Annotated in this window: 10 protein-coding genes; 1 reads left to right on the plus strand and 9 read right to left on the minus strand. The window is 60.6% G+C overall.

All coding sequences use genetic code 11. The features are described 5' to 3' along the window. Positions 1 to 74: 74 nt before the first annotated feature. On the minus strand, positions 75 to 2,354 hold the full coding sequence (locus CUN63_RS27875) for an ATP-dependent DNA helicase (RefSeq protein WP_129444198.1): 2,280 nt from the start codon (positions 2,352 to 2,354) through the stop codon (positions 75 to 77). Further along, positions 2,351 to 4,003, minus strand: a complete 1,653-nt coding sequence (locus CUN63_RS27880; protein WP_129444200.1) for a VRR-NUC domain-containing protein — start codon at positions 4,001 to 4,003, stop codon at positions 2,351 to 2,353. Before CUN63_RS27880 ends, CUN63_RS27875 begins: the two co-directional genes overlap by 4 nt. A gap of 221 nt (positions 4,004 to 4,224) precedes the next feature. On the opposite strand from CUN63_RS27880, the gene CUN63_RS27885 reads away from it, so the two are divergent. Further along, entirely contained in the window at positions 4,225 to 4,449 is a 225-nt protein-coding gene (locus CUN63_RS27885; RefSeq protein ID WP_129444202.1) for a YgdI/YgdR family lipoprotein, read from the plus strand. Positions 4,450 to 4,549: 100 nt separating this feature from the next. Here CUN63_RS27885 and CUN63_RS27890 read toward each other — a convergent pair whose 3' ends face one another. The 7 genes from CUN63_RS27890 to CUN63_RS27920 form a co-directional block, all read right to left on the minus strand. Further along, positions 4,550 to 6,403, minus strand: coding sequence for a polyurethanase (locus tag CUN63_RS27890; RefSeq protein WP_129444204.1), 1,854 nt, complete (start codon positions 6,401 to 6,403; stop codon positions 4,550 to 4,552). Between the two features lie 95 nt (positions 6,404 to 6,498). After that, positions 6,499 to 8,187 (minus strand): polyurethanase, encoded by a 1,689-nt coding sequence (locus tag CUN63_RS27895; RefSeq protein ID WP_129444206.1) that lies wholly within the window; start codon positions 8,185 to 8,187, stop codon positions 6,499 to 6,501. 23 nt (positions 8,188 to 8,210) lie between these two features. Then, positions 8,211 to 11,258: an autotransporter serine protease gene (locus CUN63_RS27900; protein WP_129444208.1), complete on the minus strand. Its 3,048-nt coding sequence runs from the start codon at positions 11,256 to 11,258 to the stop codon at positions 8,211 to 8,213. Positions 11,259 to 11,471: 213 nt separating this feature from the next. Further along, positions 11,472 to 14,435: an autotransporter serine protease gene (locus tag CUN63_RS27905; protein ID WP_129444210.1), complete on the minus strand. Its 2,964-nt coding sequence runs from the start codon at positions 14,433 to 14,435 to the stop codon at positions 11,472 to 11,474. A gap of 133 nt (positions 14,436 to 14,568) precedes the next feature. Beyond that, a complete protein-coding gene (locus tag CUN63_RS27910; RefSeq protein WP_129444211.1) occupies positions 14,569 to 15,933 on the minus strand; it encodes a TolC family outer membrane protein in 1,365 nt (454 codons plus the stop codon). A 2-nt stretch (positions 15,934 to 15,935) separates the two neighbouring features. Continuing rightward, entirely contained in the window at positions 15,936 to 17,270 is a 1,335-nt protein-coding gene (locus CUN63_RS27915; RefSeq protein WP_129444213.1) for an HlyD family type I secretion periplasmic adaptor subunit, read from the minus strand. Next, the gene (locus tag CUN63_RS27920) at positions 17,267 to 19,042 is read right to left on the minus strand and encodes a type I secretion system permease/ATPase (RefSeq protein WP_129444215.1); all 1,776 of its coding nucleotides are present in this window, start codon (positions 19,040 to 19,042) and stop codon (positions 17,267 to 17,269) included. The genes CUN63_RS27915 and CUN63_RS27920 overlap by 4 nt, the downstream gene beginning before the upstream one ends. Positions 19,043 to 19,212: the final 170 nt, after the last annotated feature.

The following is a 19,212-nucleotide window of genomic DNA, read 5'->3' on the forward strand; positions in this document are numbered from 1 at the left end:
TAAAGACGGCATTCACTGATTGTTCAAACGGGCCTTTCTTTCAAGATATGTCGATGTTTTTAAAGTAAAAAATCCTACTCGACAGCGTGCAAAATCCTCGGAGCAATCGACCACCAGCGCGGCAGTAACTGCTTGACCTTGCTATCGCCAAACCGGTCATCGATCAACATCACCACCCCTTGATCCTGCTGGGTGCGGATCACCCTCCCCGCCGCCTGCACCACTTTCTGCACACCGGGAAACAGGTAGGTGTAGTCATAACCGGCGCCGAAAATCGCCGCCATGCGCTGTTTCAACTGCTCGTTGACCGGATTGAGTTGCGCCAGTCCGAGGGTGGCGATAAACGCTCCGATCAGCCGCGCGCCCGGCAAGTCGATGCCTTCGCCAAAAGCCCCGCCCAACACCGCGAAACCGACGCCCTGACTCTCGGCGGTGAACTGATCAAGAAAGTCCTGTCGCTGCCCTTCCCCCATGCCCCGGGACTGCGACCACAGATGGATGTGTGGATGTTTCTCGGCCAGCAACTGCGCCACTTGCTGCAAATAATCGAAGCTGCTGAAAAACGCCAGGTAATTGCCGGGACGTTGGCTGAACTGCCGGGCAATCAGCTCGACGATCGGCGCAAGGGAAGACTGGCGATGGACGAATCGCGTAGAGATCTGGCTGACGATGTGCACTTGCAGCTGATCGGCGTGAAATGGCGATTCAACGTCTATCCACACCGTGTTCACCGGCGTGCCGAGCAAATCGGCATAGTAGTGGCGAGGGCTCAGGGTCGCGGAAAACAGCACGCTGCTGCGTGCTGCCGTCAAGCGCGGGCGGATGAAGCCGGCGGGCACCACGTTGCGCAGGCACAGCTGCGACAGGTTGCGCTGGCGGTCGAGGTCGCGCTTGCTGATGTCGAACAGAAACTGTTCATCAAAGAGCTCGGCCACCCGGCAAAATTGCAGCATGTCGAAATAGAAGTTCTGTAACGCTCCGTCCAGGCCTTGCGGATGATCGTTCAGGTAGTCGCCGATGCTCGCGCTGCACGATAACAACGCCTGGAGCAGTTTTTCCGGCGCCTTGTCATAGGCCTGATAGGCGCCGAGTTGCAGGTTATGCAGGGCATTCCACTCACGGTTGACCCGCTGCAAGGGTTTTTTCAACGCCTCGGGTGCGGTTTTTCGTACACCGTTGAGGGTCGATTGGTCGAGGCTGGCGCTGTACATCTGCCGGCCACGCTCCACCAGGTTGTGCGCTTCGTCCACCAGCACCGCGACTTTCCAGTTATTGGCCTGGGCCAGCCCGAACAGCAGCGCGCTGAAATCGAAATAGTAGTTGTAATCGGCGACCAACACGTCTGCCCAGCGGGCCATTTCCTGGCTCAGGTAGTAGGGACAGACGTCGTGTTGCAGGGCGACCTCGCGCAAAGCGTTCTGGTTCAGCAGGGACAACTTGCTGGCCGCCTGGCGAGCGGCGGGCAAACGATCATAAAACCCCTGGGCCAGCGGGCAGGATTCTCCGTGACAGGCTTTGTCCGGATGCTCGCAGGCCTTGTCCCGGGCGATCATTTCGAGCACCCGCAAGGGTGGCGCGTCGGCGCTGTCGAGGATCACTTGCGCGGCGTCCAGCGCCAGTTTGCGCCCCGGGGTTTTCGCCGTGAGGAAGAACACCTTGTCCAATTGCTGCGGCGCCAGGGCCTTGAGCATGGGGAACAGCGTGCCGACCGTCTTGCCGATCCCCGTAGGCGCCTGAGCCATCAAGCAACGACCGGTGCTGACGGCCTTGAACACCGATTCCGCCAGATGGCGTTGCCCGGGTCGAAAGTCGGCATGGGGAAACGCCAGTTGTTGCGCGGCCCGATTACGCCCTTCGCGATGAGCCATTTCCTGCTCGGCCCAGAGCAGGAACAAGGCGCAATGTTGTTCGAAGAACAGCCGCAATTGCGCGGCGCTGAAAGCCTCGACCAGGCAGGTTTCCTTTTCATTGACGATGTTGAAGTACACCAGGGCCAGATTGATCTGCGCCAGCTGCAGTTTCTGGCACATCAACCAGCCGTAAATCTTCGCCTGCGCCCAGTGTAGCTGACGGTGGTTGGCCGGTTGCTTGCTCAAGTCGCCGCGATAGGTTTTGACTTCTTCCAGGCAATTTTGCGCGGGGTCGTAGCCGTCGGCCCGGCCCTTTACCTTTAACGTTTGATACAGGCCTTCAAGCGCGACTTCACTCTGGTAGCCCTCGCTGCGCCGGGACGCCACCGTACGGTGGCCGACAATCCCTTCCAGCGCCGTCGGCGAAGGCGTAAAACGCAGGTCGAGGTCACCGACCTTGGCGGTGAACTCACACAGCGCCCGCACCGCGATGCTGTAACTCAAGCGCTCTGCTCCGCCCATTGCACGTAGCAGACGGCAATCGGCATCTGGTGCTCATGGCAGAACTCGAGCCAGCGCAATTGATTGTCTTGCAGGCGATCACCGGGGCCTTTGACTTCGATCATCCGGTAGGTTTTGTCCTGCGGCCAAAACTGGATCAGGTCTGGCATGCCGGCGCGATTGGCCTTGATGTCCAACAGCAGTCGATTGAACCAGTGCTTGAGGTGTTCGGCCGGCAGGCAATCGAGTGCCTGATCGAGCAATTCTTCGCTCAGTACACCCCAGAACACGAAGGGCGACTGCACGCCCCACTTGCTGGCATAGCGTTCACGAATCGTCTGGCGGTAACGCCCGTCATCGAGTTCAGACAGGCAACCCTGGAACAGCTCCGCGCGGCGCGCGTGAAAGTCCTCATTGAGCAGATCCACCGGCCCACGCTGGAACGGGTGGAAAAACGCCCCCGGCAACGGCGCGAAAATCGCCGGCCAGCACAGCAGACCGAACAGCGAGTTGATCAGGCTGTTTTCGACGTAATGCACCGGTGCCGACTCTTGCGCCAAATGCGCCTGAACGTAAGACTCCACCGACAACGCCGGGTCGGTTCTGGGCAGTTGCAGGTCCAGGCGCAGCATCTCCCGTGGGGACGAGCGCTTTATCACCGGCCCGCCCAACTTGCGCCGCAGCCTGGGCAGCACACGCAGCAATTGTTGCTGTTCGGCGGCACTTTCCGGCGATTGCTCCACCGCGGCGGCCAGGTCCATGGCCAGCTGATATTCACCGCAGCGCTCCAACACGCGAATCAACCGCAGGCGCGCGCCGGGATAGGCACACTCGCGGTAGATCGCCAGTGCGGTAGAGAAATCCGCCATGCGCTCGCAGTGCTGACCTATCTGGAATAACAATTTGCCGCGACGTCGTTGCAGCCAGGGATTGCTCAGCGCCAGCCCTTTTATCTGCTCGACAATGCCGTCCACGGCTTCGCCGGCCTCGAAATGCTGCTGACACTCATGAAGGAAGAGGCAGGCGTCCACGTCGTCACGGCTGCGCAGGCCTCGGGAGTCGGCGCAGAACTCGACTTTTTCATAGGTAAAGATGCCCAGGTCAGCTAGCACGAACTCGGACCAGTCCTGGTACAGATTGCCGAAAAACATCAAGCGCAGGCGGTCGCACAGGCCCATGATGGTCAGGCTGAACAATCGGTCATCCAGCGACGGGCACCACTGGCCGAAGCTGTGAGCCTGAGGAAACTGTTCGCTCAATGCGGGCAGCCAATCGGTCTTTCTTCCTTTTGGTTGATCGATGGTGGTGCCAAAACACTGGAGAATTTCGGCCTTGAGCAACACCTCGAACAGCGCTTCGATCGACAGCGGCGATTGTTCATCGATCCAGCCCAGCGTCAGCAGTGGGCCGGCGGCGATGGCGATGTCGCCGATTTCGACGTAATGCAGCTTGCTCGCCCGGAAGTGACTCCCCTTGCGCATCACCATCCTGACCAGCAGCGCCCTGGACTCACGGGGCAACCGCTTGAACTCGCGAATGAAGTGTTGCTCTTCGACGCTCAGCACATCGGCATAGCGATGCTCAAGCCAATCAAGCACTTGCATGAAGTTGTTCAAGTAGTAGAACGGATCGTCGAGAGGGTTTGCAGTCACAGGAAAAAGGCCATGGCGAGCGAGTACTGGTTATGCGTACAGATACCAGCTACGCCCTGCCCGGTGCAAACGGAAAAGGATCAGCGGCGGCGTTATTCGGTAATTTTTCGGATGGCTATGAACTTTCTGCCGATCCATCGCACCAACCGCGTTAGAGGTACAGTGACGATTGATTTCGCTCGTGGCAGTCGCGCTGTTTTTTTGAAGGATGAGAGGTGGTTATGAATATCAAGACTCTGGGCTTGCCCCTGGCGGTAGCGGCCTTTTTGGCCCTGGCCGGTTGCTCGACACCAACGGTTGTGACGCTGCAGAACGGCACCCAGTATTTGACCAAGGACACGCCGAAAACCAAGACCAAGGACGGCTTCTTCGAGTTCGAAGATATTTCCGGGGCGAAAGTGAAGGTCAAGGCCGATGAAGTGACCACGATTCGACAGGAAGACTGAACAGCAAAATCAAAAGATCGCAGGCTGCGCCAGCTCCTACACCCACGACCGGCGTAGGAGCTGGCGAAGCCTGCGATCTTTTGATGGTGTGGCAGCAAACCTAGGCGATAACGATTCCCCCGCCCGGCAAGCTATCCAGCCCAACCCCGACCAACGTCACTGAATCCCCCCCAAACGTCAGCACCGTGTCGTGCCCCACCGCCGTGGCATGCGCCCGATAGTCGTCATTCGGCGTCACACCCTGAACCCCGAGAAACACCAGTTTGTCGCTGGCCTGGTAGCCAACCACCCGGTCCTGACCAAACGCACCGCTAAACAGGAACGTATCGATCCCGCCTCCCGATTCCAGCAAGTCATTACCGGCCCCGCCGACAAACACATCGTTGCCCTTGCCGCCGAGCAAATGGTCGTTGCCGTCCAGCCCCAACAACCAATCGCCACCCGCGTGAGCCGTGAGCGTATCGGCGCCGGCGCCACCCTTTACCGTTGACGCGTACTGAGTCAGGTTGTTGCCCGCCTTGAGGCCTTCGGCAGTGACGCTGTGGGTCACGTCATCCTTGAACACCCCCCACAGAAACCCTGGCTCTTTGGTCACGAGGCTGCCGATGTCGCGGGTAATACTGATGCCGCCATTGGCATCGCGGATGTACAGGCTTCCGGCGCCGTCATTGGCGAAGTCGAAGTTTTTCACCGACTGCTGCACATCCAGTACGTTGTTGCCCTTGCCGCCCAACAGGATGTTGTAACCACCACCGTCGCGGAAGGTGTCGTTGCCATCGCGGCCTTCCAGGTAGTCATTGCCCTTGCCACCCTGGATCAGATCGTTGCCGTCACTGCCGATGATGAAGGTGCTGCCCTTGTGGGTTTCAGCGTTGCGATTCAGATCCTGAACCCAAGTGTTGGCGCGCGCCGGGTCCGACAGATTGGCGACGATGATCGTCGAGTCTTTACTGGTGAGGTCGTAGAACTTCGACTCGATCACCCGGTTCATGCCGTCGCCATAGGCGGTGGGCAAGTGCGAGATCCAGGTCGGGATGTTGAGGATCGAAAACGGCAGCACATTCCACGCTGTCGAGGCGTAGTGGTCGTTGAAGCTGACGATGTTATCGGTCGTCGAAACCTTGGCGGCATCGTGCACGCCCACCGACGACAGGTTGAACGATGAACCGTCGAGGGCGCGGTACACCGGGTCGTTTTCGTAACCGACGTTCAGCACTTTGTCGGTGCCGCTTTGGGTCGGCGAGGCGTAGGCAATGTAGTTGGAATCCTGGTAGAACCCGGCCCACTTGTCGTTGCTCAAATCCGCCAGGCTGTTGACCGCCAGCCCGCCGAGGCTGTGACCGCTGACCAGCACGTCCTTGCCCGACAGGCCATTGGCCCGGGCAAAGGCCGCAACGTCGCCAAGCAGGTTGCCGAAGGCTTCGCCGACGTAGTTACTGGCGTAATCCTTGGGCCCTAGCGCCGCCAGCAGATCATTGATCACATCGCCGATGGAGTCGCTGATCTGGCTTTCTCGTGGGCCGCTAGTGCCGCGAAAGGCGATACCGATTTCGCTAAGATGCCCCTGCGCGTCGTACTTGCCGAGGATTTCCACCTGAGCGCTGGTGTACCCGGCCTTTTCGCCGAAGAACGTTCCGCGTGCGTCGACCTTGCCGTCATAGCCCAGTTGCGTGGCGGTGATGGGCGTCCAGCCGGCTTTCTGCACCGCGTCCAGTGCGGCTTTTTCCGAATCGGGATTCCATGGGATTCCGGGAATGACGCCCTGGGAGTCGGTGCCACCGATCAGTGCGGTCACCAGTGTCGCCGGCAAGCCAAGGCCGAAGCCGTTGTGCTGATAGCCGGTGGCAAAGCCGTTATCCAGGTTGTGATAGGAATACAGCGTGATCGCCATCGCGTCGGTAAATAACGCTTTGGAATCGGCTGTACCGAAGTTTTTGTAGTCGTACACACCCATTGGTATTGCCTCTCTCTTTGTTGGAATTGCTAGAGATAGCTCACAACCAGGACGCCCGATCATGAGGCGCCCCGGAGCATTTAGTGCATGCAGCCTCAGGCAAACGTAATGCCTGAAGCCGACAGGTTATCCAGTCCCACCCCCACCAGGGTCACGGCAAAGTCGCCAATCTTCAGCACCGTGTCATGGCCCGACTGCGAAGCGTGTTGCTTGAAGTCATAACCCTGCCCCGCGCCCTGAACGCCCATGAACAGCAGTTTGTCGTTGCTCTGGTAGCCATTGATTACGTCGAAACCAAAGGCGCCGCTGAACAGGAACGTGTTGTTGCCACCTGAGGCCTGCATTACGTCATTGCCCGCGCCACCGACGAAGGTCACGTGGCTTTTGTCACTGCGCAGCAGATCGTTGCCGGCATTGCCGAACAACCAGTCGCCGTCGACGCTGGCTGCCAGTGTGTTGCCGTAGGCATCACCGTTAAGCGAGTGGTTGTAGTGGGTCAGTTCACTGCCGTTGAGCAAACCGTTGGCGGTGACGCTGTAAGTCACCTCCTTGCTCCCCGACCATGAGCCCGACTCTTTACTGACCAGAGCGCCGATGTCGCGGGTCATGCTGATGCCGCCATAGGCATCACGCACGTACAGCGTGCCGTCGCCGTCGTTGGCAAAGCTGAAGTTCTGCAACGGCTTCTGCAATTCGAAGGTGTTGCTGCCCTTGCCGCCCAGCAGGAGGTTGTAGCCACCGTCATCGCGGAACCGGTCATTGCCATCGCGGCCTTCGATGAAGTCATTGCCGGCACCGCCCTTGAGCAGGTCGTTGCTGTCGGTGCCGATGATGAATGTGCTGCCAGTGTGAGGTTCGCCGCTGCGTCCAAGGTCCTCGACCCAGGTCTTGCCCCGGGACGCTTGCGCCAGGTTGGACACGATCAGCGTCGAGTCCTTGTCGGTGAGGTCGTAGAAACGCGAGTCGATCACCCGGTTCAACCCGTCGGCATACCCCAGCGAGCCGTGAGCCGACCAGTTCAGCGGGTTGAGGATGCTGAACGGCACCAGGTTCTGCGAGGTGGACGCGTACTGGTCATTGAAGTTGACGATGTTGTTGGTCGCCGAGTCCTGATGTCCGTCGTGCTTGCCCAGGGAACCGCTGCTGAACGTGGTGCCGTCGAGTACCCGAAACACTGGATCGTTCTCGTAACCGATGTTCAGCACGTTGTTGCCGGTAGCGCTCTGGGTCGGCGAGGCGAAGGCAACGTAGTTGGCCTCCTTGAAGAAACCGCCCCAGTTGTTGCCGCTCAGTTCGGCGAGGCTATTGACGCCCAATCCACCGAGACTGTGACCGCTGACCAGCACATCCCTGGCGTTCAGGCCATGGGCGAGCGCAAACGTAGCGACGTCCTTGAGCAAATTGTCGAAAGCGTTTTTCGCGTAGTTCGTCGCGTAATCCACCGGGCCGACGGCGGCCAGCAGATTGTTTTTCATGTCGCCGAAAGTGTCGCTGTAACCCAGGCCGCCAGTGCCTCGGAAGGCAATGCCGATACCGATCAGCTTGCCCGCCGCGTCGTACTTGCCGAGCACTTCGGCTTCGGCGCTGGTGAAGCCATCCTTCTCACCATAGTAGGTGCCTTGTGCGCCGACCTTGCCTTGATAACCCAGCTGCGTGGCGCCAATCGGCGCCCAACCGGTCGCCGGCAGCGGTTTACCTGTTGGCGTGTACGCATACAGCGTCAGCGCGATGGCGTCGCTGTACAACGCCTTGCCGTCAGCATTTTTGTAATCAAACAGTCCCATAGGTTTGCTTCCTTTACGTTAAATCAGAACTGCCAGTCGAGTGTCAGACCCACACCGTGGTCTTTCTCGTTGGAGCCAAGCAGTCCGTTGTAATCCAGGCTCAAACGAACGTCCTGCGCCACCGCCAAACCGGCCCGCGCACCCACAACGGCGGCGTTACGATCCAGGGAAACGCTCTGCACGCTGAATGCGGTATTGCCGTTGGCGAAGGCCAGATGATCTTCGGAACGGGTGTTGCTCAGATTGTGCTGCCAGCCCAGCGTGCCGGACAGTTCCAGCTGCTGTTTGTCCGACAGGGCAATCGCTTTGCTCGCCCGCAGGCCGAGGGTCGAGAGCACGGCGTCGCGGTTGTCTTCGCCACCCTTGAGCGCCGCGGCATCACCTTTCTCGGTGAAGCTGTCGCTGTTCAGGTGCACGTAAGCCAGGTTGGCGAACGGTTCCAGCGCCAGCGGTTGCAGGTCCAGGCGATACGCCGCTTCGGTAAACAGTTGCGCAGTCGTCGCATCGCGTTTGGATTTCTGTTTACCGCTGAGGTCGCCGAATTGCAGGTCACGTTTCACGTCGATGCGGTGCCAGCTGTAAGCGCCACCGACACTCAAACGCAGCGCATCGATTTCATGGCCCAGGTAGGCGCCCAAGTGATAGCTGTCGACGGAGGCTGACGAATGCGTGCCATCGCCCATGCTCAACGAACTGTCGCTGTAACCGGTCACGAAACCCAGCCGCGTATCTTCCGTGATCAGACCGTCGACACCGGCCAGCAAGCCGCCGATGGAGCTGTTGGAACTGGCGTTGTCATGCCCGCCATCGCTCTTGCCCCAGGCGCCGAGGACTTTGACCCAGGCGTTGCTACGGTCATCGGTGGGTGCCGCTGCATTGAACAGATCACGCTCGCGCAGGCGTTCGCCGACGGCATCGCGCAGGTAACGGCTGTCGTTGATCAGCAGCGTGACGATCGCCGGGTGAATCTCACCGGACAGTTGCTGAAAGGCTTGTTGCGCGACGGCGGCGGTCGGCGAAAGCAGCAAGGTTTCATAGAGCGCATTGCCGGCGCCCAGTTGCTCGGCGGCCGCGGCGACGGCGCGTTGATTCGGGGTTTGTCCGACGCTGGCGAAGGACGCTGCGTTGCGCTCTACCGCCAGTTGGATGCCATTGGCCGAGTAGCCGAGTGTGCCTCCGATGAACAGATAATCCGGTAGCACGGCGCCGAAACGCCCTTCGATCCCGCCGGCCGCTTGCAGAATGTTGTACTGATGGCCGAGCAGGGATTTCACTTCGCTGGTGGTCAGCAAGGTCGGACTGTTTTCCAGAGACAGGCTGACGGTAGCGCCGTCGATCACGGCTTTACCGCCCGCCACGATCTGATCGCTGCTGGTCGGCGACAACTCCACGGCGTACGTCGAGCCAGGTTCGAAGGTCACGTCGCCCGCCACCTGCAAGGTGCCAATTGAGTTACCTGGCGCCACGGTGCCGCCGCTTTTCGCGGTGAGCGCACTGATGCGACCGTTACCACCAAGGATCCCGCTATCGTTGACGGTGACCGCCGAGAGCAGCGAGCCGTTGATTGCCAATCGGCCCTGATTGACCAGCGTCGGGCCGGCGTAGGTGTTGGCGCCGGTCAGCACCAACGTGCCGATGCCCTGCTTGGTCAGGCCACCATGGCCGGAAATGTCGTTGCGCCACGTGTCGAGGCCGCAGTGCACGTCATTGCACACGCGTTCAGTCGGTTTGCCCGCGTCGATGATCGCGCCGATCCCCGGCAAGTCCGCCACAAACTGGCTCGAACCGTAGGCACCCTGGATGCGGAACTCCTCGGGAATGTCTTGCTCGGTGACAAACATCGCCGGGCCATCGATGCCTTTGCGCAGGTTGATCATGCCCCAGCCGTAGAGCGAATCGACACCTGGCGCACCGAGGTCGGTGGCCGTGGTGCGCAACACGCTGGCGACCTGGGCGCCGGTCATGTACGGGAAGCGTTCCATCAGCACGGCCATGGAACCGGCGACATGCGGCGCCGCCATTGAGGTGCCGTTGTAGTTGGCGTAGCCGGTGGTCAGGTTGTCGGCGTTGGTACCGCTGATGATCGAGCTGTAGATCTTGCTGCCCGGTGCGGACACGCAAAAGCTTGCTGTGTAGCCGCAACGCGATGAGAAGGTGCTGATGTTGTAGAGGTCCGGGCTGTTGAGGTCCGGGTTCCTCTGCAACGCCGCCACGGTGACCCAGTTCGGCGCGATGTCCGGGACGAAATAGCCCAGGCCGGCGATAGCGTCCGGGTTGTTGAGGTTGTAGTCGTTGCCGGCCGCGAAGATCGTCACGATACCGCTGCGAGCCGCCGCGATGGCGCCATCGTAGGCTCCGCCCGGTTTGGTCCCGAGCAACGGACGGATCTCGTTGAACTGCAATTGCGCGTCTTGCACGGTGAAATGCGGGTAGGCGGGGTTGCGTCCGCCGAGGTCGAAGCGATCGGTGATGCCGATGCCCCAACTGTTGTTGATGATCCGTGCGCCGCTGGCGATCAAGGCATCCCATCCGGCCTTGTAGACCGCGCCGTCGTTGCCGCGAATGATGCCGTCTTCCGGGCCCGGATCTCCGTTGTCCGCACTGATGATCTGCGAGCCAAACGCCACTCCATGCATCGGGCCGCCATCGCGACTGCCGGCAGCGATTCCGCCAACGTGGGTGCCGTGGGCACCCAGCTTGCCGTTGGAACCGATCGAGGGCGAACCGTCGTAGCGAAACACATCGCCGGCTTTGACCGGGATGTACGGGTCGGTGTATTCGCGGATGCCGCTGGTGACCAGAGTGATCACTTTGTTCGGGCCGGAAAACTCCGGATGCGCGGCGTAGACCGGTTGATCGAAGATCCCCAGCTTCACGCCTTTACCGGTGTAACCGGCGGCGTAGGCCTCTTGTGCGTTGACCGCTCCCAGCCCCCAATCGGCATTGAATTCAGTGCTGCGCCAACTGTTGGGATCGCCTGCTCTACCGTTTTCCACGTAAGGCGCCGCTTGCGCGGTACCGAGGGTGGCCAATGCGCAGAGCAAGGCCAGGTTGTTGTGCTTGTTATTCATCCAGCTACCGTCCTTAGTTGTGTTGCCAAAATCCCTGTGCCTTGAAAAGCACCCATCAAATTCACACGTCCTGTAGCAGCTGGCGCAGCCTGCGTCCGGCTGCGCAGCAGTCGTAAACCCTGCATGCACGGTGTATCTGACGGACCGCAGTGCCTGATTTTGCGACTGCTACGCAGCCGGACGCAGCCTTCGGCAGCTGCTACAGGGTTCGGGTTAAAACTGCCAATTGAGGCTGAGGCCTACTCCATGGCTTTTCTCGCGGCTGGCCAGTTGGCCCGTGTAATCGAGGTTCAAGCGGATGTCCCGGCTCAGGGCGAGGCTGGCATGGGCGCCCAGCAGCGCCGCATCACGCACCATTGGCGAACTCTCCACGGAAAATGCTGTGCTGCCGCCGGCAAACGCCAGATGCTCTTCAGAATCGGTATGGCTCAGGTTGTGCTGCCAGCCGAGGCTGCCGCTCAGGTCCAGTTTCTGCTGGCCGGAGAGGTTCACGGTTTTCAATGCGCGCACGCCCAACGTGCTGAGCACCGCGTCACGCGTGTCACCACTGCTTTTCAGTGCGGCGGCGTCACCTTTCTCGGTGAAACCTTCGGTGTCGAGGTGCACGTAAGCCAGATTCGCGAAAGGTTCGAGCGCCAGCGCTTGCAGGTTCAGGCGATACGCCGCTTCACCAAACACTTGGGTGGTCCCGGCATCGACCTTGGCTTTCTGTTTGGCGCTGACGTCGCCGTATTGCAGGTCACGTTTGACGTCGGCGCGATGCCAGCTGTAGGCACCGCCGGCACTCAGACGCCAGGCACCTGACTCGCGGCCGGCATAAGCACCCAGGTGATAGCTGTCGACCTTGGCCGATGAGCGAGTGCCAGAACCCATGCTCACCGAGCTGTCGCTATAGCCGGTGACCAGACCGATCCGGGTTTGCTCATCGAACGCTCCGTCGACACCGGCGAGCAAGCCGCCAATCGAGGTGGTGTAACCGGCGGTGTCATGGCGTTCATCAGTCTTGCCCCAGGCGCCCAGCGCCTTGATCCAGCCATTGCTTTGAGTGCCTTGGGCGTCAATCAGTCGCTCGCCGACAGCATCACGCAGGTAGCGGCTGTCGTTAATCAGTACCGATCCCAGCGCCGGATAGATTTCCCCCGACAACTGCTGAAACGCCTGTTGGGCGGACGTCGCGGTGGGCGACAGCAGCAGGCTTTCGTAAACCGGATTGCCCGCCCCTAGCCCTTCCACGGCGGAGGCTACGGCGCGCTGGTTCGGCGTTTGGCCAACGCTGGCGAAGGTCGTGTCGTTGCGCTCGACACTCAGTTGAATGCCGGTGGCGGCGTAATCGAGGTTGCCGCCGATGAACAGATAGTTGGGCAGCACCTCGCCGAACTGACCTTGAACGCCGCCGGCCGCTTGCAGGATGTTGTACTGATGACCGAGCAGGCTTTGCACTTGTTGAGTGCTGAGCAAGGTCGGGCTATTTTCCAGTGACAGGCTGACGGTCGCGCCGCTGACCATGGCCGTGCCGCCCGCGACGATCCGGTCGCTATCGGTCGGCGATAGCTCCACCGCGTAAGTCGAGCCCGGCGCAAACGTGACGTCGCCGATGACCTGCAAGGTGCCAATGGAATTGCCGGGCGCAACCGTAGCGCCGCGGTTGGCGGTCAGTGAGCCGACGCGTCCCGACCCACCCAGCGTGCCGCTGTCATTGACGGTCACTTGCGATGCCAGCAAACCGTTGACCGACAGCAGACCGCCATTCACCGTGGTCGGCCCGCGATAAGTGCTGTTGCCGGTCAGCATCAGGCGTCCGCCACCGGATTTGATCAGGCTGCCTTCGTAGACCCGAGTGGAGGCGGCGAGATCGCGTGCCGAGCCCACCGCATAGTCGGTCTGATCCTGCTGGCTGGCACCGACAGGTACACCGTTCTCCCAACCTTTGGTCTTCAGTGTCTGTTGCCAGGCACTGTGTTCCGCCGCGTCTTCACTCTGACGCTGGATCAGCGCCTTGTCGGTGATGTCGTTGCTCCAGACATCGCTCTGCCCTGCCCCCAGATTGGCATCGAAACGTCCGAGCAATTGCCCCGGCCCGTGCATCGCCCGTTCGAGGTTGGCGACGCCCCAGCCGACGCGGGTATTGGGCGCTTCGGTGATCGAACCGTCGAGTTGGGTGGCGGTGGTCAGCAGGGTTTCCAGCGCCTGCTGGTTGTTCATGTACGGATAGCGTTCCATCACCAGCGCCAAGGCACCGGTGGCATGCGGCGCGGACATGGAGGTGCCGGACTTGATCGCATAGCCTGCGCCGGGAATGGTGCTGTCGATCTTTGCGCCGGGGGTGGTGATGCACCAATACTTGGCGATCCCGCACTGGTTGTATTTCTGCTGGTTGCCTTGATCCAGCCCCGACACCGCCAGCCAGTGGCCTTCCAGGTCCGGCTCAAAATAAGGCAAAGCTGAGCGCACGCTGGCGTTGGGGTAACCGCTGTTACCGGCGCTGAACACGTTGATCACGCCGCGCCTGGAAACGTCCGCCGCCTCATCGAGCCAGGTGCCTTTGTTCCAGTGCTGGGCGTAGGCCGCATGCAGATCGTCGAGGGTCCGATAGCTGACGTCCGGCGGTTGGCTGCCCCAGCTGTTGTTGATTGCTCGCACACCGGCATCCGCCAACGCGTTATAGACCGCTTTGAAGTAGCGTGGATCAGGGTTGGGGCCGAACAGGAAGCTGTCGTTCTTGTTGGTGTTGCCGACGTAGACCTGCGCGTTGTAGGCCACGCCGTGCATGCCGGTGCCATCGCGCGAGGCACCGATAGTGCCGGCGACGTGCGTGCCGTGGGAGTCGTTGTTGGCGTTGAGTGTGCCGTCGACATTGAACCGGGAGCCGTCAACGTAACTGCCGCTGGCGGTCACCGCGTGGTAACGGTCGGTGGCGAATTCGGGATGGGCAGCATCGAAGCCTGAATCGAGCTCGCCGATTTTCACGCCTTTGCCAGTGATGCCGGCGGCGTAGGCTTGATCGGCTTGCATGCGGGCGAGTCCCCAGTCGCGCTGGAACTCCGCCGAGCGCCAACTGGCGGCATCGCCGGGCACGCCGGCTTCCAGGTAAGCGGCTTGCGCCGAGCCAGGCATTGCTGACACCAGGAGTAATAGCGTGCCGACCGACATCGGCTTGATCTGTACGTCCGTGTTCATGACTTCTCGCTTTTTTTGTTTTTTGTAGGAGCTGTCGAGTGAAACGAGGCTGCGATCTTTTAACGTTCTTGAAAGCGTTGAAGATCAAAAGATCGCAGCCTCGTTTCACTCGACAGCTCCTACAGGGGGGCATCTATTGGGTTCTCGGGCCTTGGCCGAACGCCTCGTCAACCTTGGCCAAATCCTGCTCATTCAATGTCCCGGCGTAGTAATGCAACTTGGTCCAGGCCATCAAGTAGTCGTAGCGTGCCTGTGCCAGATCGCGGCGGGTGGTAAATAGTTGTTGTTCGGCGTTCAGCGCATCGAGGTTGACGCGCTCACCGCCCAAGATGCTTTGCTTGGTCGAAACCACCAGCGCTTCGGCAGACTTCAGGGCTTTCTGATAAGCCCGCAACTTGTTCACGCCCGACAGGCAGGCGCTGAACTGCCGACGCAGCTCGATCAGGGTTTCCCGGGTCTTGCCATCCAGTTCGTACTCGGCCTGCTCCATGGTGCGGCTGGCCTGACGGGTCGATGCAGAAACCCCGCCGCCGGCGTACAGCGGCACGTTGACTTCGATGCCGATGGTGTTGGTGTCGTAACGCTGGTTGTAGGTGTTGCCGCTTTCCGACTCGTTCTGGCGCACCGAGGCGTAGGCACTGACTTTGGGCAGGTGCCCGGCGCGGTTGCGTTCGACTTCATAACGCGCGACTTCCACGGCATGACGCTGCGAAGCCAGATTCGGGTTGTTGGCCACGGCCATCTCGTGCCAGGTGTCGTAATTGGCCGGCTGCAGGGTGAACGTCTGGAAACTCTGATCCAGCGGCGCCAAATCCCCGATGTCGATCGCCGGCACGCCAATCAGCGCGCCCAGCTCTCGTAACGACGCGTCCTGCTCATCACGGGCTTCGATTTCCTCGGCCGTGGCCAGTTCATAGCGGGACTCGGCCTCAAGGATGTCGGTGCGCGTGCCCTCGCCCTGTCGGAACATGTGTTCGTTCTGCTGGAACTGTTGCTCGAAAGCCTTTTTCTTGGCCTGCGCGATGTCGATCTGATCCTGAGCGAACAGCGCGTGGGTGTAATTCTCCAGCACCCGAACCAGCAATTCCTGGCTCTTGCCGCGAAAGGCTTCGTCGGCAAACAGCGATTGCGCCACGCCTTTGCGGTACGACGCGTAAGCCTCGTAGTCGAGCAGCGGTTGTTGCAGGGTCAGGGTCGAGCCGTAACTGCTGTAGTTGCGGTCATCGGTCCGGTTCTGCCCGCGCTCATTGAGGGCGGTGGCCTTGGAGGAGTTGCGCCCCTTGTTGTAGTTGTAACCGATCCTGGGCAACAGCCCGGCGCGGCCGATGGCGCGGTTTTCAAGGCCTGCATCGCGTTCCTTGATGGCGCCGAGAAACACCGGATCATTGCGCAATGCTTGTTCGTAGATGTCGAACGGTCCCATCGCCAGCACACTGTTGCAGGTCAGCAACGCCAGGGTCGCGGCGAGCATGGAAAGCTTATTCATACAGCGGAACATCCTTATTCCTCAGTCAACGCGGAACCTGCCCGGTCGAGCAGCGGCTTGAACAAATAGTTGAGGAGTGAACGTTCACCGGTGCGCACGAACATTTCCGCCGGCATGCCAGGCTTGATCACCAGACCATTGAGTTTTTCCATGGCCTGATCGCTGACGCTGCTGCGCAGCACGTAATACGGCGCACCGGTTTTCTCGTCGATCATCTGGTCGGCGGAGATCAGGCTGACTTCGCCGGGCACGCGCGGCGTACGGCTCTGGTTGAATGCAGTGAACAAGATGTCCACCGGCAAGTGCGTGCCGACCTTGTCGACCAGGTTGACCGGCAGGTGCCCTTCCACCTCCAGACTCGTCCCCTGAGGCACGATCTCCAGCAAGGTTTCGCCCTGACGCACCACTGCGCCCACGGTGTGAACCCCGAGGTTGACCGCAATGCCATCGGCCGTGGCGATGATCTCGCTGTGTTGCAGATCGAACCCGGCGGAGGTCAGTTGCTCTTCCAGCGTCACGCTTTTCAATTGCGCATCGGCCAGTTGGGTGCGGACCTCTTTCTGGTATTCCTCGATGTGCTGCTGCAGTTTCAACCGCGATTCGAGGATGCCCTGCTCCACACGGCCGCTGTCGCCGGTGTTTTCTGCCAATTGTTGTTGAACTTGCGACAGCTGACGCTGGTACTCCATCAACCGATTGCGCGGGATGTAGCCGTTATCCGCCAGGGGCTGAAGGTTGCTCAGCTGTTGTTGCAGAGAGCTGGCCTGGGCAGTCAAGTCCGTGCGGGCGCGGCGCATGCCAGCCAGTTGCGCGCTGGCGCCTTCGATGCTGGCGCGCAAGGCAGCCTGCTCGCGGGAAAACGCTTCACGGCGGCTGCTGAACAACTGCCGTTGACCTTCCAGCACCAAGGCCAGACGCGGGTCAGGATTGTTGCTCAGTTCAGCGGGGAAACTCACTTGCTTGAGGTTGTCCCGTTCACTCTGCCACCGCGCCAGACTGGCCCAGGCCATGCGGTATTGCGCTTGCAGCGATTGCACGTCAGCGGCGACTTGCGTCTGGTCGAGCTGGAACAATGGCTGGCCCTGCTTCACCACTTGGCCCTCGCGCACCAGAATCTGGCTGACCACGCCACTGCTCATCGATTGCACGGCTTTGCGCTTGCCCGACACCACGACCGTGCCTTGCACGGGAATGCCTTGGTCAAGAGGCGCGAGACTGGCCCAGGTGAAGAAAGTGCCGGCGCCGACGATCGCCAGAATCCAGCCCATGCGGGCGAAGAAACGCGCGTCGCGCTCAGGGCGTTCTGCGATGTAGTCGTGTTCCATGGTGGCTTCGCTGATGTTGCTCATACACCCGAATTCCTTGTCGAAGGCTGATACTGCCGGCTCATGCTGAGCCCGCCCGGTGCTTGCGCGGCTTTTCCCCGTTGCTGTTCCTGGGCGCCGGAAAGCGCTTTCAGCACCTCCTGGCTCGGACCGAAGGCTTGCAAGCGTCCTTCGTTGAGCACCAGCAACTTGTCGGCCTGGGCCAGCGCCGAGGAGCGATGGGTGACCAGAATCACGCTGGTGCCTTGGGCTTTCATTTGCGCAATGGCGCTGGCCAATGCTGCTTCGCCCACGGTGTCGAGGTTGGAATTCGGTTCGTCCAGCACCACCAGGCGCGGGTTGCCATACAGGGCGCGGGCCAGTGCCACACGCTGCTTCTGCCCCCCGGACAAGCCGCTGCCGTCCTCGCCGAGCACGGTGTCGTAGCCTTGCGGCATGCGCAGAATCAGTTCGTGAACGCCGGCCTGCTGCGCGGCTGCAACGACTTTTTGCGGGTCCGCCTCGCTGAACCGGGCGATGTTTTCGGCGATGCTGCCGCTGAACAGCTCGATGTCCTGTGGCAGATAACCGATGTAGGGGCCAAGATCGTCGCGGTTCCAGCGATGAATGTCCGCGCCGTCGAGCCGCACCGTACCGCCCAGCGTCGGCCAGACGCCAACGAGCACCCGGGCCAATGTCGATTTGCCGGAACCGGACGCCCCGAGCACGCCCAGCACTTCCCCGGCACCGAGGCTGAAATTGACCAAATGCAGCGTGGCCGCCCGTTGCCCCGGCGGCGCGGCGCTGATCTGTTCGAAGGTGATCTGGCCTTTCGGTGCCGGCAGCGCCATGGCCTCGTCACTCGGTGGAAAGGCTTGCAGCAACGAATCAAGACGACGGTAAGCGAGCTTGGCGCCGCTCCACTGTTTCCACACGGCGATCAACTGATCGATGGGGCTCAGGACCCGACCCATCAGGATGGAACCGGCGATCATCATCCCGGCGGTCATGTCGCCCTTAATCACCAGCAATGCACCCAGCCCCAGCACCAGCGATTGCAGGCACAGGCGCAGGGTTTTGCTCAGAGAGCTGATGACTGCACCGGTGTCGCTGGCCTGGTTCTGCAGGCCGAGGAAACGTGAATGGACCTGGAACCAGCGTTTACGCAATGCCCCGAGCATGCCCATGGCCTGAATGGTTTCGGCGTTGTGCAGGTGACTGGTGGCCAGTTGGCTGGATTTCTGGGAATACCCTGCGGCTTCACCCAAGGGCTTTTTGGTCATTGTCTCGTTGAGGCAAGCAAGGCCAATCAGCACCACCGCGCCCACCGTCGCAAACACGCCGAGCCAGACATTGAACAGGTAGATCACGAACAGGTAGACCGGAAACCACGGCGCATCGAAGAAGGCAAACAGCGCAGGACCGGTGACGAATTGGCGAATTTGCGTCAGGTCCCCCAAGGCTTGCCCGGCGTTGCCCTCGCCCCGAAACAGGTTGCGCTCGAATGCGGCCTGATAGACCCGAAGATTGAAGCGGCGCTCCAGTTGGCTGCCGATGCGGATAACGATGAAGCTACGCACGATCTCAAGCAAACCGATGAAGGCAAAGAACCCGACCACCATCAACGACAGCATCGCCAAGGTGGTTTCATTTTGCGAAGACAGCACGCGGTCGTAGACCTGGAGCATGTAAATCGACGGGACCAGCATCAGCACGTTAATTAACGCAGTAAAACAACCGACGCTGATCAGGATGCTCTTGTAGTCGCCCAGCGCTTTGAATAATGGTGCGGTGGCCGGGCTCTTTGCCATCTTCATGGGTTATTCCTGAGGTGTTATTCCTCGCCCTATCTGGCGAAGTTTCCATTAACTGTCCGCGCAGGGACGGATATAGGCTTTGCAGTAGCGCTTACAAACTAATAACAACTTTTCGTGGGCGGCAGAGCGCCTCCACTAGTTGTGTCGCGCTTATGTCGGCAATGACGAGC

The organism is Pseudomonas sp. ACM7, assembly GCF_004136015.1.
GTDB classification, from domain to species: domain Bacteria; phylum Pseudomonadota; class Gammaproteobacteria; order Pseudomonadales; family Pseudomonadaceae; genus Aquipseudomonas; species Aquipseudomonas frigoris.

Bases quoted from the DNA above. Each gene is read 5' to 3' on its own strand.
- CUN63_RS27885 (WP_129444202.1), top strand. From the start codon at position 4,225: ATGAATATCAAGACTCTGGGCTTGCCCCTGGCGGTAGCGGCCTTTTTG.
- CUN63_RS27890 (WP_129444204.1), bottom strand. From the start codon at position 6,403: ATGGGTGTGTACGACTACAAAAACTTCGGTACAGCCGATTCCAAAGCG.
- CUN63_RS27895 (WP_129444206.1), bottom strand. From the start codon at position 8,187: ATGGGACTGTTTGATTACAAAAATGCTGACGGCAAGGCGTTGTACAGC.
- CUN63_RS27900 (WP_129444208.1), bottom strand. From the start codon at position 11,258: ATGAATAACAAGCACAACAACCTGGCCTTGCTCTGCGCATTGGCCACC.
- CUN63_RS27905 (WP_129444210.1), bottom strand. From the start codon at position 14,435: ATGAACACGGACGTACAGATCAAGCCGATGTCGGTCGGCACGCTATTA.
- CUN63_RS27910 (WP_129444211.1), bottom strand. From the start codon at position 15,933: ATGTTCCGCTGTATGAATAAGCTTTCCATGCTCGCCGCGACCCTGGCG.
- CUN63_RS27915 (WP_129444213.1), bottom strand. From the start codon at position 17,270: ATGAGCAACATCAGCGAAGCCACCATGGAACACGACTACATCGCAGAA.
- CUN63_RS27920 (WP_129444215.1), bottom strand. From the start codon at position 19,042: ATGAAGATGGCAAAGAGCCCGGCCACCGCACCATTATTCAAAGCGCTG.